Source organism: Endozoicomonas sp. Z74 (assembly GCF_057680865.1).
On sequence record NZ_JBLYZI010000048.1, the window covers coordinates 17,079 to 40,867 of the forward strand.

General features: G+C 50.0%; 21 protein-coding genes. 9 read left to right on the forward strand and 12 right to left on the reverse strand.

The annotated features are described in order from the left end of the window. Positions 1-162 precede the first annotated feature (162 nt). The 5 genes from ACNRUY_RS14550 to ACNRUY_RS14570 all read right to left on the reverse strand — a co-directional run bounded on the left by ACNRUY_RS14550 (position 163) and on the right by ACNRUY_RS14570 (position 7,636). Entirely contained in the window at positions 163-3,840 is a 3,678-nt protein-coding gene (locus ACNRUY_RS14550) for an AAA family ATPase (RefSeq protein WP_488112361.1), read from the reverse strand. Then, positions 3,837-5,132, reverse strand: coding sequence for an exonuclease subunit SbcD (gene sbcD / locus ACNRUY_RS14555; protein WP_488112362.1), 1,296 nt, complete (start codon positions 5,130-5,132; stop codon positions 3,837-3,839). The genes ACNRUY_RS14550 and sbcD overlap by 4 nt, the downstream gene beginning before the upstream one ends. Positions 5,133-5,224: 92 nt before the next feature. After that, a complete protein-coding gene (locus ACNRUY_RS14560) occupies positions 5,225-5,704 on the reverse strand; it encodes a CreA family protein (RefSeq protein WP_488112363.1) in 480 nt (159 codons plus the stop codon). A 95-nt stretch (positions 5,705-5,799) separates the two neighbouring features. Continuing rightward, a complete protein-coding gene (gene serA / locus ACNRUY_RS14565) occupies positions 5,800-7,029 on the reverse strand; it encodes a phosphoglycerate dehydrogenase (RefSeq protein ID WP_488112364.1) in 1,230 nt (409 codons plus the stop codon). A gap of 346 nt (positions 7,030-7,375) precedes the next feature. After that, on the reverse strand, positions 7,376-7,636 hold the full coding sequence (locus ACNRUY_RS14570) for a DUF4404 family protein (RefSeq protein WP_488112365.1): 261 nt from the start codon (positions 7,634-7,636) through the stop codon (positions 7,376-7,378). A 157-nt stretch (positions 7,637-7,793) separates the two neighbouring features. On the opposite strand from ACNRUY_RS14570, the gene ACNRUY_RS14575 reads away from it, so the two are divergent. The 3 genes from ACNRUY_RS14575 (at position 7,794) to ACNRUY_RS14585 (ending at position 10,257) form a co-directional block, all read left to right on the forward strand. Beyond that, complete coding sequence (locus ACNRUY_RS14575; protein ID WP_488112366.1) at positions 7,794-8,456, forward strand: fumarylacetoacetate hydrolase family protein; 663 nt, start codon at positions 7,794-7,796, stop codon at positions 8,454-8,456. Between the two features lie 169 nt (positions 8,457-8,625). After that, positions 8,626-9,042 carry a response regulator gene (locus ACNRUY_RS14580; protein ID WP_488112367.1) on the forward strand — a complete coding sequence of 139 codons (417 nt, stop codon included), beginning with the start codon at positions 8,626-8,628 and terminating at the stop codon, positions 9,040-9,042. Positions 9,043-9,063: 21 nt separating this feature from the next. Then, positions 9,064-10,257, forward strand: a complete 1,194-nt coding sequence (locus tag ACNRUY_RS14585) for a hypothetical protein (protein ID WP_488112368.1) — start codon at positions 9,064-9,066, stop codon at positions 10,255-10,257. Positions 10,258-10,322: 65 nt separating this feature from the next. On the opposite strand, the gene ACNRUY_RS14590 is transcribed toward ACNRUY_RS14585, so the two are convergent. From ACNRUY_RS14590 to ACNRUY_RS14600, 3 genes are all read right to left on the reverse strand, one after another. Continuing rightward, positions 10,323-10,730: an acyl-CoA thioesterase gene (locus ACNRUY_RS14590; RefSeq protein WP_488112369.1), complete on the reverse strand. Its 408-nt coding sequence runs from the start codon at positions 10,728-10,730 to the stop codon at positions 10,323-10,325. A 62-nt stretch (positions 10,731-10,792) separates the two neighbouring features. Beyond that, complete coding sequence (locus ACNRUY_RS14595) at positions 10,793-12,169, reverse strand: TRAP transporter large permease (RefSeq protein ID WP_488112370.1); 1,377 nt, start codon at positions 12,167-12,169, stop codon at positions 10,793-10,795. Then, positions 12,166-12,732 carry a TRAP transporter small permease subunit gene (locus tag ACNRUY_RS14600; protein ID WP_488112371.1) on the reverse strand — a complete coding sequence of 189 codons (567 nt, stop codon included), beginning with the start codon at positions 12,730-12,732 and terminating at the stop codon, positions 12,166-12,168. Before ACNRUY_RS14600 ends, ACNRUY_RS14595 begins: the two co-directional genes overlap by 4 nt. A 362-nt stretch (positions 12,733-13,094) precedes the next feature. Between ACNRUY_RS14600 and ACNRUY_RS14605 the strand changes: the two genes are divergently transcribed. Next, a complete protein-coding gene (locus tag ACNRUY_RS14605) occupies positions 13,095-14,096 on the forward strand; it encodes a PstS family phosphate ABC transporter substrate-binding protein (protein WP_488112372.1) in 1,002 nt (333 codons plus the stop codon). Positions 14,097-14,279: 183 nt separating this feature from the next. Next, positions 14,280-14,915 (forward strand): hypothetical protein, encoded by a 636-nt coding sequence (locus ACNRUY_RS14610; protein ID WP_488112373.1) that lies wholly within the window; start codon positions 14,280-14,282, stop codon positions 14,913-14,915. Between the two features lie 43 nt (positions 14,916-14,958). Here ACNRUY_RS14610 and ACNRUY_RS14615 read toward each other — a convergent pair whose 3' ends face one another. The 3 genes from ACNRUY_RS14615 to ACNRUY_RS14625 form a co-directional block, all read right to left on the reverse strand. Beyond that, positions 14,959-15,447: a DUF29 domain-containing protein gene (locus ACNRUY_RS14615; protein ID WP_488112374.1), complete on the reverse strand. Its 489-nt coding sequence runs from the start codon at positions 15,445-15,447 to the stop codon at positions 14,959-14,961. Between the two features lie 178 nt (positions 15,448-15,625). Further along, positions 15,626-16,222 carry an acetate uptake transporter gene (locus tag ACNRUY_RS14620; RefSeq protein ID WP_488112375.1) on the reverse strand — a complete coding sequence of 199 codons (597 nt, stop codon included), beginning with the start codon at positions 16,220-16,222 and terminating at the stop codon, positions 15,626-15,628. Between the two features lie 276 nt (positions 16,223-16,498). Continuing rightward, the gene (locus ACNRUY_RS14625; protein ID WP_488112376.1) at positions 16,499-17,125 is read right to left on the reverse strand and encodes a hypothetical protein; all 627 of its coding nucleotides are present in this window, start codon (positions 17,123-17,125) and stop codon (positions 16,499-16,501) included. Positions 17,126-17,492: 367 nt separating this feature from the next. Here ACNRUY_RS14625 and ACNRUY_RS14630 point away from each other — a divergent pair, with 367 nt between their 5' ends. Beyond that, positions 17,493-17,684, forward strand: coding sequence for a hypothetical protein (locus tag ACNRUY_RS14630; protein WP_488112377.1), 192 nt, complete (start codon positions 17,493-17,495; stop codon positions 17,682-17,684). A gap of 105 nt (positions 17,685-17,789) precedes the next feature. After that, positions 17,790-18,290, forward strand: coding sequence for a hypothetical protein (locus tag ACNRUY_RS14635; RefSeq protein ID WP_488112378.1), 501 nt, complete (start codon positions 17,790-17,792; stop codon positions 18,288-18,290). Between the two features lie 186 nt (positions 18,291-18,476). Here ACNRUY_RS14635 and ACNRUY_RS14640 read toward each other — a convergent pair whose 3' ends face one another. Beyond that, complete coding sequence (locus ACNRUY_RS14640) at positions 18,477-19,811, reverse strand: Na+/H+ antiporter family protein (protein WP_488112379.1); 1,335 nt, start codon at positions 19,809-19,811, stop codon at positions 18,477-18,479. A 1,079-nt stretch (positions 19,812-20,890) separates the two neighbouring features. Between ACNRUY_RS14640 and ACNRUY_RS14645 the strand changes: the two genes are divergently transcribed. Both ACNRUY_RS14645 and ACNRUY_RS14650 read left to right on the forward strand, forming a co-directional pair. After that, a complete protein-coding gene (locus ACNRUY_RS14645) occupies positions 20,891-22,894 on the forward strand; it encodes an ATP-dependent nuclease (RefSeq protein ID WP_488112380.1) in 2,004 nt (667 codons plus the stop codon). Further along, the gene (locus tag ACNRUY_RS14650) at positions 22,879-23,679 is read left to right on the forward strand and encodes a UvrD-helicase domain-containing protein (RefSeq protein WP_488112381.1); all 801 of its coding nucleotides are present in this window, start codon (positions 22,879-22,881) and stop codon (positions 23,677-23,679) included. Before ACNRUY_RS14645 ends, ACNRUY_RS14650 begins: the two co-directional genes overlap by 16 nt. Positions 23,680-23,789 lie beyond the last annotated feature (110 nt).

Sequence of the window (23,789 nt, forward strand, 5' to 3'; positions counted from 1 at the left end):
CTATTAAACAGATGTTATTTTCAAACTATCTTTATAGATCAAAATTAGGTTTTTGAACTCATTATGAAAAAATAAATGATTCTTAAGATTCAATATTTCAAAAGCCAATGTAATTGACCCTGCTCAGGCTAGAGCGCCTGAGCTGATCAGGGAAAAGCAATATCAGGGTAAAATAGCAAACCGTTTATCCAGTCGGCTATAGCCGAGCCCTGTTTCCTTGTGGACTTCTATCCGGGTGGGAATCCGTTCTTTCAGGGACTCCACATGGGAAATGACGCCTACCATTTTGCCGCTGGCATTGAGGCGGTCCAGGGCATTGAGTGCGGTTTCCAGTGTTTCCTGGTCCAGTGTGCCAAAGCCTTCATCCAGAAACAGTGAGTCGATACTGGTTCGATGGCTGACCAGGTCTGACAGGGCCAGAGCCAGGGCCAGACTGACCAGAAAGCTTTCACCTCCGGAAAGGGTTTTTATATCCCGTGGGGTGTCTCCCTGCCAGGTATCCACCACTTCCAGGCTGAGTTCGTCGGTTTCTTTCCGGTTCAGCAGATAACGGGCATGGAGCTGTTCCAGTTGCCGATTGGCCAGGTGGATCAGGTGGTCCAGCGTCAGCCCCTGGGCAAATTTACGAAACCGGTCGCCTTTGCTGGAGCCGATCAGGCTGCTGAGTCGTGCCCAGGTATCCAGGCGGATCTGCTGTTGCTCAATGTCGGTGAGCAGGCTGGCCTGCTCCTGGCGTTTGGTCTGGTCATCCCGGAGAGCCTGACTGATTTCCCCCTGACGCTGGTTAATCCGTCGCACATCGTTATCCAGGTGGCCCAGTTTTTCCATGACCTGCTCCAGGGACTGATCCGTTGGGGAGTCTTTCAGGTGAAGGCTCAGGCGGGTTTCTGTGGCGTTCAGTTGCCCAAGGGTTTGATTAAGGGCTTGTTCCAACTGTTCTTTCAGGGAGGCCAGGGCTTCCCGTTCCGGTTTCTGCAGGCAGGCCAGGAGGAAGTGACTGATCTCTTTGAACGGACTGCCGGATAATGCCTGCTGCCAGTGGTGACGGGCATCGTCCAGCGCCTCTGACAACGTCTTCTGCTCTTTTTCCAGCTCCGCCAACCCACCGGTCAGCTGGCTGATCTTCTGTTCTGCGGTCAGTGATTGCTGCCGGGCTTTGTGAAGAAGGGTTTCGGCATCGGACAGCTGTTGTTTCTTCTGCTTTCTTTCGCCCTGGGGATCTTTGTCTGCAAACAGTGAGTGGCGCTCCATGCGCTTGTCTTCTGACTGTTTCTGGAGGGCAGACCGTTGTGTTTCCAGCTCAAGGACTCTCTTGTCGACACTGTTTTTTTCCTGGCCTTTCAATGCGAGCTGCTGATTGAGTTGACCAAGTTGTTCCTGCAATGCCTCCAACTCTTCAGTAGAGGTTTGCCAGGTCTGCCAGTGGTGTTCCTGATGTTCCAGCCACTGCTGCTGATCATTGAGTGTGGGAAGCTCCAGTCCTGGATTGCTGTGGGTCAGAGACAGAAGATGCTCTTCCAGCCCGGATGCGGTTTCAATATGCCGGGCCAGTCGTGTTTTCTCTTCAGACAGCTGTCTTTCAAGGTCGAGCTTTTGCTGAGCCTGTAATGCCTGTTGATGCTGCAGGTCAGTCATCTGCTTCTGGTGCCGGTCAATATGGGCCTGGTGCTCCTGAAGCGTCTGGTTCAGCTGGTCCAGCTGATGTATTTGCTCTTTGAGGGTCTTGCCGGATTGATGGAAGGTTGCCAGCCCATGGTTCAGGGTGCTGGTGTCGTCTGGTTTCAACTCAAGGCCAAGCTTCTGGCAGAGGGTATTCCACTCTTCCTGAAGGAGGGAGGTTTGCTGCTGAATTTTCTGGATGTTGTCATTGGCAGAGGACAGAAGAGCCTGCAGCTTTGACACACGGTTACTGACCTCTGACCCCTGATTCTGGAGTTGTTCAAGTTTCTGCTTTTTGGCACTGAGTCTTGCTTCGGTATCGGATACATCAATCTGTTGATAAGCCTGAATGGCAGGATGCTCTGTGGCGCCGCACAGGGGGCAGGCCTCTCCTTCCTGAAGGCGCTGGCGATGTTCTGCCAGGCTGGTGATTTGCCGCTCCTGTTTCAGCAGGTTGTCCAGATCGTTGTGATGCTGCTGGGTGGCCCTGTACTGTTTTCTCAGAGCCTCCAGCTGGGCTTCCTGTTGCTTCAGCTGTTGCTGATAGTCTGACAGCTGGCCCTGTTCCTGTTGCAGGGTTTCCCGGTAACGGGACTGTTGCCTGCCAAGGTTTTCCAACTGGGAAAACAGGGGCTGCTGGTCATTCCAGGTCTGCAGCTTTTCCCTGAGTGAAGATTCGTCTGAGCCGTTGAGCAAGGTTTCCCTTTGGGTGACGGTGGTCTTGAACAGGCTGTTCCGATTTTCTGACGCCTTAATCACAGAGTGCAGCTGTTCCGCGGTTTTGCTTTCTTGATCCATGAGCCGGGCAGCGGCTTTCTCGTGCTGCTCAATGGTCTTCTGAGTCTGCTGTTGTTCCTGGTATTGCTGGCTGCGCTGTTCGAACCATGACCGCAGCAGGGGCAGCTGCTCTCCCAGTTTTTCATGGGCCGCGTGTTCCTGCCGGTAGGTGGAAATCCGGGCAATATGGGTTGAGAGTTGTTTTTTTCCGGTGTTGATGTCAGTGATGGCTTGCTGCAGTTGATCTTGCTCTTTATGGCTGGCACCGGATTGTTCGCCGATCCTCTGTCGTTCATTTTCGAGCTGGCGTATCTGTTCATCCAGGGGAATGACTTTTTCCACCAGCAAGGCTTCTGTATTGGAGAGTTCCTGTTGTGCCTGTTCCAGGCTGAGCTGATGGGTTTCATAAAGTTGCCGGGCATCGCTGGACTGCTGACGGGAAGCGTTGAGTTCCGCCAGCTGCCGGGTAATCTTGAGCTGGCTTTCCTGCTGGTGCTGCTCGGTCTCTTTCAATCGCTCGTAGACAGGGTGGATTTCCATCGCCGGGGCGGATGCCTCAAGCCGTGTCAGGTCTTCCTGATGACGGGACTTCTCGTGAAGGGCTTGTTGATGACGTTGATCTGCAGTGGTTTTTTCCTGCTGTTTGCTGGCCAGCTGTTCCAGCCAGGTTTTCTGGCTGCCCAGTTTTTGTTGCTCTGTTTGCAGCGATGCCTGCTGATCACCTAATTGTTTGTGTTCCTGTTCCAGGGTTTGCAGACGTTCACTGTCCAGTAAATGAACGCCTTCTATCCTGGCTTTCAGCAGTTTCAGCTGGCTCTCTTCATGACGCATCCGCTCAAAGACCCGTCGGGAGATTTCTCCGTACACTTCGGTGCCGGTGAGCTCCTCCAGCAGCTCTGCCCGGTCGTTGGCACTGGCCTCAAGAAAAGCCGCAAAGCCTCCCTGGGCCAGCATCATGGATTTGGTAAACCGGCCAAAGTCCAGCCCGGTCAGCTCACTGACCTTTTTTAGTTTGTCATTAATCCGGTCGGTAATGATGGTGCCATCCCCCTGGGCCAGTTCCACCTGGGGAGCCTGCAGTCGGCCTTCTGCCTTACCCCGGGCCCGGCGCTGGGACCAGAAAGCCCGGTAGACTTTGGCTTTTACTTCAAACTCCACTTCGGCCAGGGCTTCTCCGGTGTGGCGGCTCATCAGTTCGTTTTCGGAAGCGGAGATGGTGTTCAACCGTGGGGTCTGGTGATACAACGCCAGGGAGATCGCATCCAGGATCGTGGTTTTCCCGGCGCCGGTGGGGCCGGTAATGGCGAACAGACCGTTGCTGGTAAATTCCGGGTCCTGAAAGTTGATTTTCCACTCCCCCCTCAGGGAGTTGATGTTCTTCAGGCGCAGGCTGAGAATCTTCATGGCATACTCCCTTCTGAAACCACCACCGCAGGCTGTTTTTCATAAGAGCCTTTTTCCCGGGTATCTTCCAGGTCGCTGAGAACTTCCTGAAAGGCTTCCGTCAATTGGTGCTGTTGCTCTTCCGTGAGTGTTTCTTCCGCCAGTCGCTGTTGAAAGACGTCACAGACCGTTAATTCAGCCAGTGTGTCGTTTTCGCCAACGTGCTGGCTGGAAAAGCTGGCAGAGGTTTGCTTGCGCTTCCTTCTGACCCTCAACAGCTCAACCTGGGTCGATAACTCCCTCTCTTCCAGAAGACGTTCAACCTGATTTTGCAGATCATGGAGATAGTCATCCGTTGCCACTTCCACTTCCAGCCAGGGCTGAAGCATTGGCGATTCGGGCAGTTGCCCCAGTTGCTGGTCTATGGCCTCGAGGGAACCTTTCATACTGATGAGCGGGCGGAAAACAGGAACGGGCAGGGGGGTCACCTTGAGAAGTTTGCCATTGGCAAAATCCGCCAGCACCACCTGTTTTTCTGCCTTGTTGGATGACCCGGCTTCATCAAAACTCAGGGGAATGGGAGAGCCGGAATAGCGGATATGCTCCTGTTGAGCCACGGTCTGGGGGCGATGGAGGTGACCCAGGGCTATGTAGTCCACTTCAGGAAAGGCACTGACCGGAAAAGCAGACAGAGTGCCGATGTAAAGCTCTCTCACAGATTCCGTCAGCTGCCCCCCTACGGTGGTTAAATGACCGGTGGCAATAATAGGAAGTGGCAAGTCCACCTTTTCCTTCGCCCGCTGGTGGATGGTCTGGTAATGATCGGCAATGGCCTGTTGCAGAGCCTGTTGTTTGGCTTCTGCGGTGTCACCGGCCTGGCTTTCCAGCACATCTCTCGGGCGGATAAAGGGGATGGCGCAGACCACAGCTCCCGGCTGGCCGTTGTTATCATTGAGTACCAGTACCTGATCATCAGGTTGGCTGGCTACTCCGCCCACTACATGGGTATTCAGGCAGGCCAGCAACTCCCTGGATTCATTCAGCGTGGCCACTGAGTCGTGGTTGCCGCCAATAATGACCAGCTGCTGACAGGGTGTCTTCTGAAGTTCAACAATAAACCGGTTATACAGTGTTCGTGCATAGCTTGGTGGCGTACCTGTGTCGAAAACGTCCCCGGCAATGATCAGCGCATCCACGTTATGCCGGGTCACGGTGTTCAGAAGCCAGTCAATAAAGGCCTGGTGCTCTGGCCCCCGGCTTTTACCCAGAAAGTGCTGGCCCAGGTGCCAGTCAGAAGTGTGCAGAATGCGCATGATGTCTGTGGAATTGCAGTCGCTGAAAAGTGGCAGAGAGAATCTTATATCAGAACTTCAACTGCAATTCACAGTTATTGGGGGAATGCTTTTTATTTCGATTTGGCAGGCAGCTGCTTCCAGACCGGGCTCCCCCAGAGCGGGACAGTGGATAAAGAGTGTTTTTCACTGCCTTCCGTCTCTTTGGTGGAGTAGCCCAGATAAATAAGTGTCTTGTTTTTATCGTCCCAGATACGCCGGATTTTCAGGGATTTAAACAGAATGCTTTTGGAGGCTTTGAAGATCACTTCGCCGCTTTTCGATTTATCGATGGCTTCGATCATCCCCAGGGTGATCGGGCCGGTCTGACGGCAGGAAATTCCCATATCCGAAGGGTCGGCAAAATCCAGATTCGCCTTGACGTGGCTGATGTGGCAGGTAACCCCGGAGACGATGGGGTCATTGAAGGTCTGGATTTTGATGTCCTTGGTGGTGAACAGCCCCAGGCTGACATCGCCCACTTCGTTGTCGGAACAACCCGAGAGCCACAAGGAAGCCAGCAGGGTGAGGGCTGCAGCCGGTCGGATCATCATAGGTTATTCTCCGTTTTTCTCTGGGGGCTATTTGGGAGGGCCTATTGGAGGGCCAAGTGGTGCAACCGCACCACTCCAGCCAGGCCTTTTGGCGATCAGTAAAGTATTCGACAGCGGATAGTACCCTCAATGTGTCGTATTTTCTGCATGGCCATTTCACTGTGTTCCGCATCCACATCAATGACAACATAACCAACCGATTCGTTGGTTTGCAGGTATTGGCCGCTGATGTTGATGTTGTTTTCCGAGAAGACCTGGTTGATCTGGCCCAGAATACCCGGAATGTTTTCGTGGATGTGAAGCAGCCTGTGTTTTCCGGGGTAGGCCGGGAGCGCCACCTGTGGGAAGTTGACCGATGACAGGGTGGTACCGTTATCGCTGTACATGATGAATTTCTCGGCCACTTCCCGCCCGATGTTCTGCTGGGCTTCCTGGGTGCTGCCCCCAATATGGGGCGTGAGAATCACATTGTCTTTGCCTCTGAGAGGGCTGACAAACTCGTCGTCATTGCCCCGGGGCTCTTCAGGAAAGACATCAATAGCGGCCCCCAGCAGCTTGCCGTTTTCAAGGTATTCCGCCAGGGCCTCAATCACAACCACGGAACCCCGGGAGGCATTGATCAGAATGCTGTTGTCCTTCATGGCAGCCAGCTGTTCTTCCCCAAACATCCATTGGGTTTCCGGAGTTTCCGGGACATGAAGGCTGACGATGTCGGACATGCTCAACAGCGTATTCAAATCGTTGATCTGTGTGGCATTGCCCATGGAGAGTTTGGTGACGATGTCATAGAAGTAAACCTCCATGCCCATGGATTCGGCCATGATGCTCAGCTGGCTGCCGATATTGCCATAACCAATGATTCCCAGCTTTTTCCCCCGGATTTCATGGGAGTTAGCGGCACTTTTCTTCCATCCACCCCGGTGGGCTATGGCATTTTTTTCCGGGATACCCCGCAATAGAAGGATGGCTTCAGCCAGAACCAGCTCGGCTACGGAACGGGTATTGGAATAGGGGGCGTTAAAGACAGGAATACCGCGCCGGGTCGCTGCAGGCAGTTCTACCTGGTTGGTGCCGATGCAGAAACAGCCCACTGCGCAGAGTTTTTTAGCGGCTTCAAATACGTCGTCGGTCAGCTGTGTCCGTGAACGAATACCCACGAAGTGGGCATCAGCGATACGCTCTTTCAGCTCCTGGGGGGGGAGTGCTGTGGTGACATAATCAATATTGGTGTAGCCACTGTTTTTCAGGATGTCGACAGCAGATGGGTGAACCCCTTCAAGGAGGAGAAAACGGATCTTGCTTTTATCCAGGGATATTTCCGGCATGTGAAACTCTGCTTCTGGTTTTTCTGGGAGATGTCAGGCAAGGCATCATAGCACAGCTGGGCTTCGGGTTTTACGTGATCTTCTGTCTGGGCTACGGATGGAGGGGATAATGACTAGTGCTTTGTACAGGTGGTGCTGTTTTGCAAATTGATGTAAGAACGGCGCAGGTTATGTTCTCTTATGAGCAGTGAGGCCGCTTTCCAGGGGGAAAGAGGTGAAATAATCCACCTCATCGATAAATAGGCTAGAGCCATGGGCTGGTCCACGGTAAGATGATTGGCTGTAACCATTTACTGTTGGGACCTCAGTCCAGAAACTCTCTGGCAATGAACGACCGGTTAACTGTTCAGATACCGATGCTTGAAAGCACTGTCATAACCTGCCTTATGGCCTGGGTCAGTGCCGGGTGGTCTTCGCTGAAGCGGATAGCCTCCTGTTCCAGTTGTTCGTTATAACTTTGGAGTGGGATATCCCCTTCTGCCTGGGCGACAGCAATCTGGATCTCTCCGGTAATCTGCTTGAGAGTGCTGGCAGTGCACTCATCTACCGGAGACCCTTCCAGTATGTCGTGAAGGCTCTGGATGTTGAGGTGCAGTTCTTCTGACATGATATGCTCCTTCCACGGTGCGGCCTTTCCCTATGATAGTCCTCACTCTGGGTAAAATGGCAGCATTTTTATTGAATGACTAATAATAATCTTCCCGGGTGACGGTTGTATTGTCTGCTTTTTAACCGCCATAACCGGGCTCAACAAGGGATGCTGTATGAAGTACAGGCACCATTGGATCAGTGGCGACCGGATTGACCTGCCTGCCGGTAAAGTGGTCTGCGTGGGGCGAAATTACGCGGCTCATATCCGGGAGCTCAATAACCCCCTGCCCGATGATCCGGTTCTGTTTATCAAGCCCAGTACGGCACTGACCAGCCTTGAACACCCTGTTTCATTACCCCGGAATCGTGGTGCTGTGCACCATGAGACGGAAGTGGCCCTGCTGATAAAGTCGGCCCTGGTGAACGCCAGTGAGCAGGAGGCCATGGATGCCATTATGGCGGTGGGGCTTGGGCTGGATCTGACTTTGCGGGACCTCCAGGGCCAGCAGAAAGCAAAAGGCCTTCCCTGGGAGGTGGCCAAATCCTTCGATAACAGCAGCCCGCTCACGGGGTTTGTGGCCAAAGAGCACTTTGACAGTCTGGGGGAGCTGGAGTTTTCACTGGATGTGAACAAGCAGCCCAGGCAGTCGGGAACAACGGCTCATATGTTGACCTCTATTCCTGGGCTGCTGAGCTATATCAGTCGGCACTTTACCCTGCTGCCTGGGGATGTGGTGCTGACCGGAACCCCTGAGGGTGTCGGCCCCCTGGAGCCCGGGGATGAGTTAAACGTCAGCCTGAAAGACAGTTTTTCGGTCAAGACCCGTTGTGTATAAGAGGGTGTAAATTAAGCTGCCATAAGCGCACTGTCATAGAAAAAATACTCTGACGATTTTCATTTTCTGGTGGCCAAAGCAAGAGCCCAGCTGTTGTGCCATTTCTAAAGTCCTGCACCCTGTGCCAGATATCAATAGGGATAGAGGGAAAAGCAAGGGCACGGGGTCAGTGACAGATCATCAGGGAAGGGAAGCCATCGGGCTTCATATACTGGTTGCGGAGGATAACCCGGTCAATCAGATGGTAGTTGCCAAGCTCCTGGAAAAACTGGGGTGCAGCTGTGCCATCGCCGCTAATGGCCTTGAGTGCATTGAGAGGTTGAGCCGGGATCGCTATGACCTGGTGCTGATGGACTGCATGATGCCTGAACTGGATGGACTGGAAGCCACCCGCCGTATCCGTGCCTCTCACAGTCACTGTGCTGATATCCCCATTATTGCTTTCAGTGCCAACGCCATGGAGTCAGACCATCAGGCCTGCCTGGCAGCCGGTATGAATGAATGCGTTGATAAGCCGGTGACCATGGAGCGTATGCGGGAGTTGCTGGAAAAGTGGCGAGTGAAATTAATGAGCAGTCACAGTTGATGAACCTTAAAAGGAATTATAATGGGCACAGACAATGACTACTCAAACCGTATTCCTAACCATCAGGTTACTGGTATAGATTCTGGCAATGAAAATACAGCTGCTCCTAAAACCAAAAAGAAAACCGGCTTTCTTAAGGGCAGATCCGTTGCGCACGTGGTAAAAGAATCTTCCCAATATTTAAAAAAGGTTGGGGAGAAAGTCAAAGATTTTCAGAAAAAGATTCTTGATGCTAATGTGTCTCATCATGATTCCAGACCAACCAAAAACTTGAAGAGGTTACCCAAACGACAATTCTCTGAGGAAAATATAAAGGAATCCCCTGTCGATGGTCTTCTTAGAGTGAAAGATGGCCGCTTAAAGGTAGGAGATAAAGCTGAATCAAGTGCTTTAGGAAGTGCTGTAAGGAAAGTGCCTGTAGTAGGAGATTGGATCAACAAGAAAGATCAGAAACGTTATCACAAAGAGGCAAAGCAAGCCGCAGAGGATATTAAACAGATAGCACTGAAAAATCAGGACTCTGCATTTGGCTGGAAGCAAGAACAGTTACTTGACCTGGAAACACTTTCACTGGGCGAAGCTAAGGATAAAATTGCTGATAAACCGGGAGGTTTAAAGCCTCTCCAGGTACTGGATGATAACATCACCTCTAAGGATTGCTTGATGGCAAAAAAAGGAGAGCTTTTAATTATTGGTGAAGCGGAGATTGATCATTTCAAACTTAATATTGATCCTGATGGTCACGTCATCTGGCAGGGAGAAATACTAGATACATCGAGGCTTCTTGGAGTTAAGAAAGAGCCTGGGGTAGAGGTTCTGGAAGATGTTGAGTTTAAAATTGTCATGGATAAGAAAGGTAATATTTATGGAGCGCCCCACTCTTCAGTTGGGCCTTATCGTAATAAAACAGTGGTTCATTCCTGCCTGGCTGTTAATGACTGGCCAGTGGCTGCTGGCAACATTCATACGGATCAAAATGGAAAAATTATTTATTTGGATAACACCAGTGGTCATTTTTGCCCTATGGAGCAAAATTTGAGAGCAATGGTTAATGTTTTAAAGTCAAAGAATGCGATTGAGCATGGTCATTGCGAAATACAAGTTGTCGCAAAGGACTCTTCTGTTTTTAAAACCATACAGAAATACCCTCGAACAAAACTGTCTTTTAGTGATTACAGAGAAAAAGTACTTTCAGCCGCAAACCGCAAAAAATAAAGTCAATAAGACTTTTTTTGTACTCTGCCACTGAAAGAAGATCCTATATACCAGCAAAACTGAATTTACCCGGTTTTCCTGACTCTCACCGTGCGCCCACCCCGGTCAATAGCCACAAACACCATGCTGGTTTCCGTCAGTTTTTCCCAACCTTGATGATTTTCAATCCAGGCTTCAACGGCCACTTTAATGGAGGTAGTACCGATCTCAGTCACCCGGGTGAACAGGCCGATCAGGTCTCCCATCTGAACGGGCCTTAGAAAACTCATGGAACCAATGCTGACGGTAACAAGGCGGGTGCCGTTGGCTTCTTTTCTGGCCCGGATTTCCCCGGCCTGGTCCAGGTTCATGGCGACCCAGCCGGCGAATACATCCCCGGCACTGTTGACGGACCGGTGGTCCGCCAGCACTTTAAGGGTCAGCTCCCCTTCCGGGGAGGGCGTGTTGTCCAGATGTTCTTTGGTGGTATTCATGGGATTACTTCCATTTTCTTATTGTTTTTCTTTCTTTATGGGCATTTTTCTCTATGGAGAGCTTATCCATAAAGCGTCTGTGGCAGCCATGTGGCCAGTTGTGGCCAGATGGCCAGGGCACCGAGCACCAGAAGCTGAATAACGATAAAGGGAACTACGCCTCTGTAAATATCAGCAGTAGCCACCTCCGGGGGCGCAACGCCTCTCAGGTAAAACAGGGCAAACCCGAAGGGAGGAGTCAGGAAAGAGGTCTGCAGGTTGACCGCGATCATGATTCCCAGCCATACCGGGTCGAGCCCCATGGCCAGCAGCACCGGGGCTACCATGGGAACCACCACAAAGGTGATCTCAATAAAATCCAGAATAAAGCCCAGGAGGAACATCACCACCATGACCACCAGGACCGCTGTAAATGTGCCCCCGGGCATGGTTTCGAACAGTCCGTGAATCAGCTCATCGCCATTGAACCCGCGAAACACCAGGGAGAATACCGAAGCTCCGATCAGGATCAGGAAAACCATGCAGGTGACCTGAGTGGTGGAGCGAACCACTTCTCTCAGGGTGTTAAACGACAATTGTTTTTTGGCTGCCGCCAGCAGAATAGCGCCAGTTGCACCGACACTGGCAGCTTCTGTCGGTGTTGCGGCTCCAGCCAGAATGGAGCCCAGGACGGCCACGATCAACAGAAGGGGAGGGAGCAGGCTGATCCAGAGCGGCTCTTTGTTACCCAGGGCTTCAATATCGTCGTCATTCAGGGCCGGAGCAGCGTCAGGCCGGACTCTGGCAACGATGACCAGATAAAGGGCGTAAGCAGCGACCAGCAGCAGGCCAGGGATCACCGCCCCGACAAAAAGATCACCCACGGATACGGTGTCCGGGGAAAACACGCCCATTTTGATCTGTGATTGCTGGTAGGCACTGGAGAGTACGTCCCCGAGCAGAACCAGGGCGATGGAGGGCGGGATGATCTGGCCGAGGCTGCCCGTTGCGCAGATCGTACCGGTGGCCAGTGCCGGCGAGTAACCCCGACGTAACATGGTGGGCAGTGACAGCAGCCCCATGGTGACCACGGTGGCGCCAACAATGCCGGTACTGGCCGCCAGCAGCATTCCGACCACGGTTACCGACAATCCCAGCCCACCCCGGGTTTTGCCAAACAGCCGGGCCATGCTTTCCAGCAGGCTTTCCGCCACTTTCGATTTTTCCAGCATCACCCCCATAAACACAAACAGGGGAACGGCGATCAGTGTCTGGTTGGTGATCACGCCAAACAGTCGGCTGGGCAAAGCATTCATCAGAGACAGGTCAAAGGCTCCGGTGACGGAACCGACGCCGGCGAAGAGCAGGGCTGTGCCCGCCAGTGAAAAAGCCACCGGGTAGCCCGCGAGCAACACCAGGCAGACACAGGCAAACATCAACAGGGGGATAAAGTCCATCATACCTGTGCTCCTTCTTCACTGGTTTCCATGGCGCCCTGTCCGGTAAGGATCATCAGGGAGCGCAGCAACTCGGCAACGCCTTGCAGCAGAAGGGTAAAAACCATGACCAGCAGCAGGCTTTTCAACAGGTAAATAAACGGCAGGCCGCCCGGGTCCTGGGACGTCTCCATAATGCTCCAGGAGCGGGCAATGTAGTCCCAGCTCATGAATCCGATAAACAGGCAAACCGGAATCAACAGAAAGACGGTACCCAGGCTGTTGACCAGTGCCTGCTGGCGGGGGCTCATCCGGCGATAGAATACATCCACCCGGACATGACCATTGTGTTTGAGGGTATAGGCGCTGGCGCCCAGAAAAAGAAGGGCGTGCAGGTACATGGCGGACTCCTGCATGGCGATGGAGCCCATGTTCAGAAGGTATCTAAGCACCACGACACAGCAAACCACCAATACCAGCAGCAGGCTGGCCCAGCTGACCAGTCTTCCGGTGTGTTCGGTGATCAGATCCAGTGCCTTGACGGATTGATGGATGGCTTGTGTGAATAGCTTCCGGACGGGATGCATACTTTTATTCCCCCGACAGCCGAAGTCTGGTGAATGTCCTGGATGCAGATGACTTGTGTCGTGTTCCTGGAGTGTCCGGGCATTCCCGCTAACGGGCTGTTTGTTATTCTCATTATTTCGAGAGCGATGGCTTTACGGCGCCATTATAGGCCTGCCCCAGGTAAAGGATCAATTGACTGGCACTAATGTTCTGAATTATTGGCGGGCTTTTCACAGAACTGTCATATTTGCACCCTATAGTGGGCTCCAGAGGTTACACCAGGAGGCTGTCTCGCTGCAGAAACTTAACCAGCGACCCAGGCAGCAACGATAGTAGTCAGTGATATAGCCTCTTGATCATCAACTTACGGGAGAGCTCCAGGATGAAAATAACGAAACTGATGACAGCCCTTTCGGCGGCTACCGCTCTGGTGGTGGGAAGTGGCGCTGCAGCCGCCAGCTCGCTGGATCCATCACTGCCAGTCTATGAAAAGTCCAGGGGTGTATCCGGGAACCTGTCCAGCGTGGGGTCTGATACCCTGGCCAATCTGATGACCCTGTGGGCGGAAGATTTCAAGCGGGTATATCCCAATGTCAATGTACAGATCCAGGCCGCTGGATCTTCTACGGCTCCGCCAGCACTGAGCGAAGGGACGGCTAACTTCGGGCCCATGAGCCGGAAGATGAAAGATAAGGAACTGGCTGCTTTTGAGAAGAAGCACGGTTATAAGCCCACGGCTATTCCAGTAGCCATTGATGCCCTGGCGGTGTTTGTGAACAAGGACAACCCCATCAAGGGGCTGACCATGGCGGAGGTGGATGCCATTTTCTCTTCTAACCGCAAGTGCGGTGGTGCCACTGATATCCGTACCTGGGGGGATGCCGGGCTGGAGGGTGCCTGGAAGAATCGCTCTCTGCAGCTTTATGGGCGTAACTCTGTCTCCGGTACCTATGGTTACTTCAAGAAAAAAGCACTGTGCAAAGGGGACTTCAAGAACAGTGTTAACGAGCAGCCGGGCTCTGCATCCGTTGTCCAGTCTGTCTCTGCGTCACTGAATGGCATTGGTTACTCTGGAATAGGCTATAAAACTTCCAGTGTCCGCACTGTGCCCCTGGCTAAAAAATCGGGTCAGCAATTTGTGGATGCCTCTCCGCTCAATGCAGTAAACGGCAGCTACCCCCTGTCCCGCTTCCTTTATGTGTACATCAACAAGCAGCCCAACAAACCTCTCTCTCCGCTGGAGCGTGAATTTGTTAAGCTGGTGATGTCCAGGCAGGGGCAGGAAGTGGTGGTGAAGGATGGCTACATCCCTCTGCCAGGCAAAGTGGTTGAAAAGTATCTGGCTCAGCTTGGCCTGGATAATACGACACTTGCCCGTAAATAAAGGGTTTTTGGAACATTGAAAAAGGGGCTCAAATGAGCCCCTTTTTCGTTATAAATCATCCCCGGGTTTTATTTTCTATATCGCTTCCGTTGAACCCTTTTTATACACCTTTGCATAGCAATAGCGGCTCGCAGCTGACACCACTTATACGACTGCCTTCTTTTTCCTGCGGGAAGTGGCACAATGGGCCTGCTGTTAATTTTCGGGGACATACTGCGAGTTGAAACCGACGTGGTGCTGTCTCGACGGATTGAATACTGCCAGTGGGCTCACCAGACAATGAACAAAAAACAGACCAGAAAAGAAATGCAGCGGTTGCTTGACAGTGGTGTCAGTAAAGACGAGATTTTCCAGCGTTTCAAAGGGGGAGACATCAAGGAAAAAAAGGTGGCCCATATGGTGGCAACCCTCAAGGATCAGGGGTTGTGTCTCCAGTATGATCGACTGAACAATATTCTGATCACCCTGATGCTGGTGTTTTCCGGTTTTGCCGTTTTGAATGCTTTCATCATTGGGTCGGCCCTGGGGGGGAATGCGCCTTTCTGGCTGGCGGGCTCGGTCTCAGCCGTGGCGCTGTTATTTGTCTGGGGATTCTATAAATACAGCCTGGCGACCTATAACGTTTACCTTATTCTGAGTATCACCCAGTTGCCCAAAGCCTTGCAGGGCTTTTCGGAAGCACCGTTGATGACCGCTGCCAGCCTGACCATTTCTGTCGCCATGATTGCCTATGTCTGGTACATCAAAAACAAGCTGTACCCCGGGGTGAATTTCTATCAAGTGAGACAGAGTAAGACTGGGGAGTATCAGTTCAGTTAGTTTTATCGAGTCCCGAACCCGATTATTGCCGGTAGCTTCCGCATCAACCTTCCGGCAACAGAGTAACAGACATCAACTCCTTCAGAGTCCATGGGCAGGTATGGGGGAAAGAGGCCTGAGTCAGCTTTTTTTCCGGGGGCTGGATGTATTTGTTCATTTGCTCAATGGCTTTGTTTTTTGACCTGGGGTAAACCTGTTCAATGACGTCATTCAGCTCTGTTTTCAGTGATGGGCTGGCCTCCAGCAGATCCTCAATGCCAGAACGGGAGTTATGGATGCTGGGGAGCCAGGTGTAGGCCACTTTGTCAGCGATCCAGGGGTCCTGAAGCACCCGCATCTGGTAATCCAGCTTCAGCAGGTGAATAAGGAGAATGTTGAAGTGAGATTTCAGTGCTGTTCTGTTACTGCCACCCACTTCCCCTAACTCCTCAATCAGATTCGTGATATCCAGGGCATCAAACCGGCCGCTTCTCAGCAGTTCTTTTTGCTGCTCGGCCCACAGGTTGTAATCACGTTCATACAGATTTTCCATAAATCATCTCCTTTACCCACTTAGTATCGCTTTTCAACTTTAGCTCATAGGACTGGGTGGCACCATGAATGGCAGATTCTTTTCCTGAAGGAGAGCAGCGTCCGTGCAACAGGTTAGCCAGATACAAAAAAGGAACCAGTAAATGGTTCCTTTTTCAGGTGCTGCAAGAGGGCTGAGGTCAGGCGGCGACGGTCTGGCCAATGGCTGCCTTGGGCTTGGGTTCCCCCAGAGGCAGAACGGTGCGTCCCAGCTTTTCGTTCAGTACCAGGCCCATGGCTTCATAGATGGCGCTGGCTCCGCAGACAATACCTACATAGCCCGCCAGTGTTCCGATGGCAGCATTACCGGTGAAGTCTTTGTAGGCCAGCAGGAAGAACAGGGTGGTCAGGGAGCCAAAGACAAACTGGGCGGCCCGGGAGGCGTTCAGGGTGCCAACAAACAGGAACAGGGTGAAGATGCCCCAGAGCAACAGGTACCAGCCAACGAATCCGGCGGGAGATGCAGGAGTGACACCGGTGGCAGGCAGAACCCAGATCAGCACCAGTGACCACCAGAACAGGCCATAGGAGGTGAAAGCCATGGTGCCGAAGGTGTTGCCACGACGGAATTCCATCATGCCCACCAGTACCTGAGCCAGGCCGCCATAGCACAGACCCATGGCCAGAATGACCGCACTGATTTCAAAAAAACCGGCATTGTGCAGGTTAAGAAGAATGGTGGTCATACCAAAACCACAGAGACCCAGGGGGGCCGGATTCGCGTAATTTGTGCTCATTGGGTGTCCTGACGGAGGTCAGTTGCAAACAGGCGTTGCCTGCAACGGTTGATAACTTTTATACATTTAAATGGTTGCTGGATACTTCGGTTCAGGTAAATGACAGGCTCCTGGAACACTGAATAGCCAGCGCGCGCGATTTTATGAGGCTGTCACCATGGTGACAACCACTCTTGCGGCAACTCACCCAGTTATCGTAGGGACACGTATTATGGGGTGGAAGTCTGTCGCAACATTGACGGAGCCGTCTAGTTTGCTCGTCAAGAAAGGTTGATTTTATTTCGTGGCAGGCTGTGTAATTGGGCTAGCGGGAAATATCAAGTCTATTTCAAATCTCAATGTCTCTATAACATTTGATATTGGGCCGGTACCAACATTGTTAAATTTGCCTGTTTCTGGTTTTAAATCGTATACAACATACCCTGGGGACCCTTGGTTTCTATGGGCCATAGGAACAAGAGCACGCCATCTTTGGGTGGTGGGTACTCTGTTACGGCCAATGCGGGTGTCACGGTAGAATAGAGTGTTTCCCTTTTCCAGGTGTTTCTTGATATCGGATAGAATGTCACGCCTCTTTGAGGGGGATTCTGAGGATTGTAATTCCAGCTCTTCCAGACAGTAGCCCTGAGATTGTGTAAATGCAGATAGCTCAGGAAAAGGGTGATCCTGGTTTGTAATGGATAGACTTAACCCGTCAACCCATGTATGCCAGATATCCGTTATTGGGGCTGCTGATGCCTGGACGCCGGGAAGGGCTGGAGTCTGTGCGATTTTAAGAGAATTTGAGTGATTTTTTCCTGAACCTTGATGAGTATTATTCGTTTTTTCTTCACTATGGCCAGGGTCTGAAGTGCCTTCTGGGGCACTGGGCTGATTGAGAGTTTTGCTTTCACTTTTGCACATACACCCTCCTGTGCACTTGTCGCAAGTGGCGTAAACCAGGGCAGGAAGTAAGCTGAGTAGCAGGGTCAAAATAAGAGAGGTGAGGGTTTTGAACATCACTACAGGCTACCTGAATGAAATCTGACAGCTTAGACCATGTGATCAGCAGGGTATGAAAGAAGCTCTCTGCTGTCCCAGCCGCTCCCTTTACGACTCACTGAAGTGGTCTATGGGGCGCATATCAATATCAGTGGTTCATCTCTGATATTTTGAAATCATTTCAGTCCCACAAGGCGTGACGAATTCAAGGGTAATGAAATCCTATTACTTGTCGAAATAATACACTCCCGAATCTGAAGACGCCGAAGAAATTCGGGCAGAGGGGGAAATGAAAGATGGGTTTACCTTGATCGCATGGGTGCAAAGCGACGGTGATACGGGGCGCACTGGCCTAAAAGCAGAATGTAGACAAAACACCTGGCATTTCACTGCACTGGAGCGTCCAGGTTGCAATGCCTGGCAACCGGATGTTGATCAGATAGATGACGAAGTTACTGTAACCCTGCGCTGTAATATGTAAAGTCAGCCAGTGTGGGACAGGACTAGACATAATTTTTTGGCCATTGAATAACAATTCAAGGAAACTTAAATGACCAAACTTCGTGACAATGAATTCCGTTTATCCATGACAGGGCTTTCCGATCTGTCCTTTGACATTGAAGACCACTGCATAACCAAAGGTCAGCCATGGGAAGGAATTGAATGCATCGAAACCGATGAAACAGGAGCTACCATTGTTGTTGGTGCAGGAAGGAGTAAATCAACTGAAGTAGCCCATTGGTTTAAGTCGGCAATCAAACCTGGCTCCGCCATAGCCTGCGATAGCTATGATGGTTTGCCCGGCAAACTCAATTTTGCCTTTATCGGAACAATGTCTTTTCAACATAAAGGAAAGACCTATACTGGCCAAAAAATCGTGCTCGCCCAGGGCAGTAATGCCCGGCTACGCAACAACTGGTGGCTGGGTGGTCCCAATGTTTCAGAAATTACTTCATGGGGCACAGCACTTGCCGCCGCCGCTCAGACGTTTGACAAACAGGGGGTGGCCGCGCTTCCGGCAAAGGTGATTTTTGCCAGTTACCTCGGGAAAGTCAGTGAAATGAAAATGGGCATCATTGACCTGTAAATCGGCCTGGGGTCAACTGAATGACAGCACCTTAACCCGGAGTTCATGCCCGACTTCCGGGTTAAGGTGCTGTAATGAGCATTGCTGTTCCCTTCCTGGGTCAGTCTCGCATAAGTGGTTTTATGTCATTACAAAACGTTTTATACCAAGAAATAGAAGTACCCACAGCTGGCCGACAGAGCACCGTTAAAAAATCATCGCGCCCACCCAGGCAAACAGAATCATCGGGATATTGTAGTGAATAAAGGTGGGAATAACGGTGTCCCGGATGTGGTCATGCTGACCGTCCACATTCAAACCCGCGGTAGGGCCAATGGTTGAATCAGAGGCCGGTGAGCCTGCATCGCCCAGGCCGCCGGAGGCGCCCACCAGAACGGCCGTGGCCAGAGGGGAAAACCCAAGGGACAGAGCCAGTGGCACATAAAGAGTGGCAATAATGGGGATGGTTGAGAACGAAGAACCGATGCCCATGGTGATCAGCAATCCCACTACCAGCATCAGAAGTGCGGCAATAGCCTGGCTGCCGAATACCAATTGTTCCACCATACTGACCAGTGCCGGAATATCGCCGGTGGCTCTTAGCACCTCCGCAAACCCTGCGGCGCTGATCATGATAAAGCCGCACTGGGCCATCATTTTCATTCCCTGGGTAAAGACACTGTCTGCCTCCCGCCAGTGAACCACACCACCGATCATCATCACCAGAAACCCGATTGCAGCACCCATGGCCATTGAGCCGGTGGTGAGCTGCACGCCCAGGGCCAGGCCAATGGCCAGAAAAGAAGTGGTGACTGAGCGGGTGCTCAGGGACTCACTTTGTGAGCTGCCTGTGCTCTCCGGTGTTGCAGGCAGTTCGGGCTCTTCAACCCGGTAGTGACGGGGCTTTCGATAGCTCCAGAAGATCGCCACCAGAAGCCCCAGGAACATACCGAATACGGGCAGAGCCATGGCCACCGGCATCAGGCCAGGGCTGATGTTCAGGCCATTGTTATTCAGGTTGCCCGCCAGGATTTGGGTCAGATAAATATTGCCGAAACCAATGGGAACCAGCATGTAGGTGGCAATCAACCCAAACGACAGTGTGCTGGCAACTGCCCGGCGATCCAGTTGCAGGGAGCTGAACACGCCCAGCAGGGGTGGGATCAAAATGGGAATAAAGGCGATGTGCACGGGCACAAGGTTCTGGGAAGCAAAGGCCATCAGACCAATGCTAACCAGCAGAGAGAGGCGTATTCTGCCGGTTTTCCGGGTCTGGGAAATTTTAAGAATGATCCGGTCGGCCAGCCACTGGGGAATGCCAGAGGCGGAAATGGCCATGGCAAAGGCGCCGAGCATGCCATAGCTGATGGCAATGCTGGCCCCCCCTCCCAGCCCGCTGGTGAAGGCATCCAGAGTCTCGGTCATGCCCAGACCGCCCGCCAGGCCTCCACCCATGGCTCCTATGAAAAGAGCCAGTACAACATTTACACGCATGACACTCAGGGTCAGCATGATGGCAACGGCCAAAATGACTGCGTTCATAAAAATCCAGTTTTGTTATAGTCGCCGCTGTTACGGCGGTTGGTTTTGCCTGGTCTCTGTACGATCCGGTGGGCGCAAACGCAAAAGAGTGGCCATCACTGGGTTCAGATGTTCAGACTGTAAAAATAAACGAAATGAGCGTAACCCGAAAGGGACGGATCAATGGTGGTGGGGGTGTCGGTGGGGATGGACAGAGGAGGTAACAGCAGTGGCGGTGAATCGGGCAGGGGAACCGGAGTCAAGGCAACGGGATGATTTTCCTGAATAAACGCCGGGTAACATCATAGCGTACGCTCTCACTCTGTTTTTCCACAGATCCAGCTTGTTGGCTGCTCTGGGTATTAGAGAATGCATTAAAAAGTGCTCAAAGGATTGCCAGCTAAACCATCGGCCTTCCAGAGTTCTCTCTGAAAAACGGACAGCGGCAAGCACTCGCTAACTTACAATGATACCGCCAGAAAAGTCAAAGGAATCTCCTTGGCCCTCAAATTGCACAGCGGTTTCATCCGACACTTGGAAAAGTGCAGGAAAGAACGATATTGGGCAATGTCAAATAATGTTGGACGATGGTATTATTTCACGCTGCATAAACTATGTGATTTCAGTCGTATACATCGCAGGGCCTGATGATTCCTGATATGGCCGGGATGGGCGGTAGCGTGCATGCAAGCAGGATTTTGAGATCCAGAGCCCCATTTTTACAACTTTCAGTTGGTGCAGAGTGCTGAATATATAGTCAGTGTCTTTGATCAAATATTTATTGTTGCAAATAACTCAAGTGAGAGATATTGGGAGCCTGTTCCTGATATTGACGGATTTCTTCTTTAATTACAGTCGGTTATATAAGATCTCCAAAAAAGATAATATAACTCATGTGAGTTCATAAGAAAGGAAATCCGGTAATATCTGGCAAGTGAGGTCAATATCCAATATTACTCGGTTGAGATCTAATAGCTGTCAGCCTGAATAGTCGAGGATATTCATGGATATTTTCGTAATATCATTAAACCCGGATTCTCGAAATCAGAATTCAAAATAGGGATACCCAACTACTTCCCTCTTTTTCAGAAGGAGAAAAAATGCACATAAGCAAGATACGAATACAGAATTTCAGGTTACTTAAAGACACAACACTAGATCTGGAAGATGAGTTAAATAATCAGCTATCTCTTCTGATAGGGAAAAATAATTCTGGTAAAACATCTTTCATCGTACTGTTTGAAAAATTTTTGAAGTCAAAGAAGTTTTACTACGATGACTTTCCATTGAGTCAGCGTGAAGATATCTTCAAGCTCAGTCAAGAGACAGATGAGTATTCGCTAGCAATAAGGCTATCCCTTAGTATTAAATATGGCGAAGAAGATAATCTACAGAACCTTTCTGAATTCATTGTAGATCTTGACCCGAAATGCAACACAGCACGAATTTCCTTTGAAGCAACGATCAACAAATCAAAACTGTTAAAGGATCTTGATGGTGTTACCAAAAGAAAAGATGAGTTCATCAAAAAAAACCTTTCTGATTATATTCAAGTTCATTGCTACATCTTTAATGAGTATAGTGATTTTGAGCCGAAACATCGTTCTAACCTAATCCAAAAAGATGCATCTGATGTTAATAACCTAATCAATTTAAAGATAATCCAAGCAAATAGAAATGTAACGAGTTCGGATGCAAAGCCTCAAGAACGAAAGATTCTTTCACACCTAACAACTCAGTTCTACAATAGTAAAGTCAAGATTTCTCATGATGACCTAGACGGGATTAATTCATCAATTATTGAAGCAGACAGTCAACTTAGCAGTAACTACAAAACCTTTTTTGAGCCTTTCCTTCAGAACGCTAAGTCCTTTCTTGGACTTACCGACCTAAACGTTGTATCCGATCTTCAGTCCAAGGAGGTTATGGCAAGTCATTCTAAGATCACCTATGGAAAAAATGACGCCGAACTTCCTGAACATCAAAATGGTTTGGGGTACATGAACATACTCTACCTTCTTCTAAACATAGAGATTGAGAAGGCTGATTTTGAAAAGACCGAGCGGGATATAAACCTTTTATTTATTGAAGAACCTGAAGCTCACACCCATCCACAATTACAGTATGTTTTTATTGACCAAATTACAAAAACTCTAAAAGGAATTAAAGGGCTTCAAACTTTCATCTCCACTCACTCTGCTCATATCGTCAAGAAATGTAATTTCAAGGATATTCGTTACTTTCGCTCCTCAAAGGACGAAGCTAATACAGAGATACGGAATTTCTACATAGAGTTACAAGAAAGATATGCTGATGAAGAGAATACTGATATTGACAAGGTCGAGAAGAAAAATTTCAAGTTTCTCAACCAATACTTAACAATTGAGTCCTCAGAACTATTCTTTGCAGAAAAGATAATCTTTATCGAAGGAACTTCTGAAAAGATGCTCCTTCCATACTTCATCAATCAATTTGATACAGATGGCATAGGTGATGAAGGGGATGTTGCACTTACCTCTCAAAACATATCAATCCTCGAAGTCGGAGCCAATGCAAAAGCATTCAAGCATTTTCTCGACTTCCTTGAGATAAAGACGCTTATTATTACAGATCTGGATACAACAGAAGAGAGTGGAAGTGAAAAGGGAAGAAAGACTTACAAGGCTTGCCCTGCAAAGATTGGTACACACACCAGCAATGCAACCTTACGGCATTACTATAAATCACCGGAGTTTAGCGCGAAGGGCTTTTCAGAATGGATGGAGAAGCTAAAAAAACATAGCCATGATGACCCATCACCATTGATCAAGGTTGCTTATCAGGATGTTCAAGACGGGTACCAAGGTAGAAGCTTTGAAGAAGCATTTGTGAGTGCGAATATGGAGGCTATAGGCATTAATCTAGACGATGTCGATGGACTTAAAAACAAGAATAGGTTTGATGACTGCAAATCTGACCCTGACAAGTTTGTGGAGGAAATTCTTGATAGCAAAGGGAAGTCTAGTTTTGCCTCATCTATACTCTACCTCGCTCTTTCAAAGGATAACCTTAAGTGGAATCCCCCATCATATATCAAGGAGGGATTAAAGTGGATCGCCAAGTAACACCACAGCAAAGAATTCAAGAATGCATTGTCGATAAGACGAGTTTTGTTTTGCAGGGAGGAGCTGGTTGTGGGAAGACTGAAACACTAAAACAAACACTACAGTTTCTATCCAAAGATTATCCCAAGAAGAGAATTGCGTGTATCACCCACACCAACTTGGCGGTCAATGAAATCATTGATCGTGTAGGAGAAGGATACAACGTATCCACTATACATTCGTTTCTCGGCTCCCTAATCAAGAACCACACCAAAGCAATTCACAAAGTTATACATGAAATATTTATAGTCGCTAATGCAGAAGTTGAGACTGAGGAGAGTTCCGGGTTAACTGGTAATGACCTCAAAAAAGCTAATCATGAAAACTACAAGAGTGCTTATAAGAAGTATGCAAGGTTAAAATACATTGTTAAAGGTGAACCTTCACCCAAAGAGGTCGGAAAAAAGGACTATGATAAAGCAGCAGATGATATCAATCAGGAACTAAATGAAAGAATAGCCGAGTTGAACAATGAAGTTCGACAGATAATTGATAGTAAGGATCATAGAAACATAAAATACAATGATTCACGTTTTGACAGGTTCAGTGACCTTTCATTTGGGCATGATAGCCTACTCAAGATTGCAACCTTGCTATTTAGACGCTATCCAAAGTTAGGAAGAATCTTGTGTGATAAGTATGATTTTATTCTAATAGACGAGTATCAAGATACTCACGAAGACGTGGTTGAAGCGTTCTTAAAGTATCTCCCTACAAGTAGGGAAACCAGGCGCTGTTCAAATTAAGTGTTGCTCTACCCAATGTATAGAAACTTGATCTAAAAAAGCCTCCTCTGAGAAGAGTTGAGTTTTAAGAAACCTTTTCCACCCGAGGTAACGAGACAGGTATTTTGTTG

Coding starts and splice junctions, on each gene's coding strand:
- ACNRUY_RS14610 (WP_488112373.1), top strand. CDS start 14,280: ATGGGCCTGCTGTTAATTTTCGGGGACATACTGCGAGTTGAAACCGAC.
- ACNRUY_RS14600 (WP_488112371.1), bottom strand. CDS start 12,732: ATGCATCCCGTCCGGAAGCTATTCACACAAGCCATCCATCAATCCGTC.
- ACNRUY_RS14615 (WP_488112374.1), bottom strand. CDS start 15,447: ATGGAAAATCTGTATGAACGTGATTACAACCTGTGGGCCGAGCAGCAA.
- ACNRUY_RS14550 (WP_488112361.1), bottom strand. CDS start 3,840: ATGAAGATTCTCAGCCTGCGCCTGAAGAACATCAACTCCCTGAGGGGG.
- ACNRUY_RS14630 (WP_488112377.1), top strand. CDS start 17,493: ATGAAAGATGGGTTTACCTTGATCGCATGGGTGCAAAGCGACGGTGAT.
- ACNRUY_RS14645 (WP_488112380.1), top strand. CDS start 20,891: ATGCACATAAGCAAGATACGAATACAGAATTTCAGGTTACTTAAAGAC.
- ACNRUY_RS14625 (WP_488112376.1), bottom strand. CDS start 17,125: ATGTGCAAAAGTGAAAGCAAAACTCTCAATCAGCCCAGTGCCCCAGAA.
- ACNRUY_RS14640 (WP_488112379.1), bottom strand. CDS start 19,811: ATGAACGCAGTCATTTTGGCCGTTGCCATCATGCTGACCCTGAGTGTC.
- ACNRUY_RS14585 (WP_488112368.1), top strand. CDS start 9,064: ATGGGCACAGACAATGACTACTCAAACCGTATTCCTAACCATCAGGTT.
- ACNRUY_RS14635 (WP_488112378.1), top strand. CDS start 17,790: ATGACAGGGCTTTCCGATCTGTCCTTTGACATTGAAGACCACTGCATA.
- ACNRUY_RS14570 (WP_488112365.1), bottom strand. CDS start 7,636: ATGTCAGAAGAACTGCACCTCAACATCCAGAGCCTTCACGACATACTG.
- serA (WP_488112364.1), bottom strand. CDS start 7,029: ATGCCGGAAATATCCCTGGATAAAAGCAAGATCCGTTTTCTCCTCCTT.
- ACNRUY_RS14605 (WP_488112372.1), top strand. CDS start 13,095: ATGAAAATAACGAAACTGATGACAGCCCTTTCGGCGGCTACCGCTCTG.
- ACNRUY_RS14575 (WP_488112366.1), top strand. CDS start 7,794: ATGAAGTACAGGCACCATTGGATCAGTGGCGACCGGATTGACCTGCCT.
- ACNRUY_RS14590 (WP_488112369.1), bottom strand. CDS start 10,730: ATGAATACCACCAAAGAACATCTGGACAACACGCCCTCCCCGGAAGGG.
- ACNRUY_RS14595 (WP_488112370.1), bottom strand. CDS start 12,169: ATGATGGACTTTATCCCCCTGTTGATGTTTGCCTGTGTCTGCCTGGTG.
- ACNRUY_RS14620 (WP_488112375.1), bottom strand. CDS start 16,222: ATGAGCACAAATTACGCGAATCCGGCCCCCCTGGGTCTCTGTGGTTTT.
- sbcD (WP_488112362.1), bottom strand. CDS start 5,132: ATGCGCATTCTGCACACTTCTGACTGGCACCTGGGCCAGCACTTTCTG.
- ACNRUY_RS14560 (WP_488112363.1), bottom strand. CDS start 5,704: ATGATGATCCGACCGGCTGCAGCCCTCACCCTGCTGGCTTCCTTGTGG.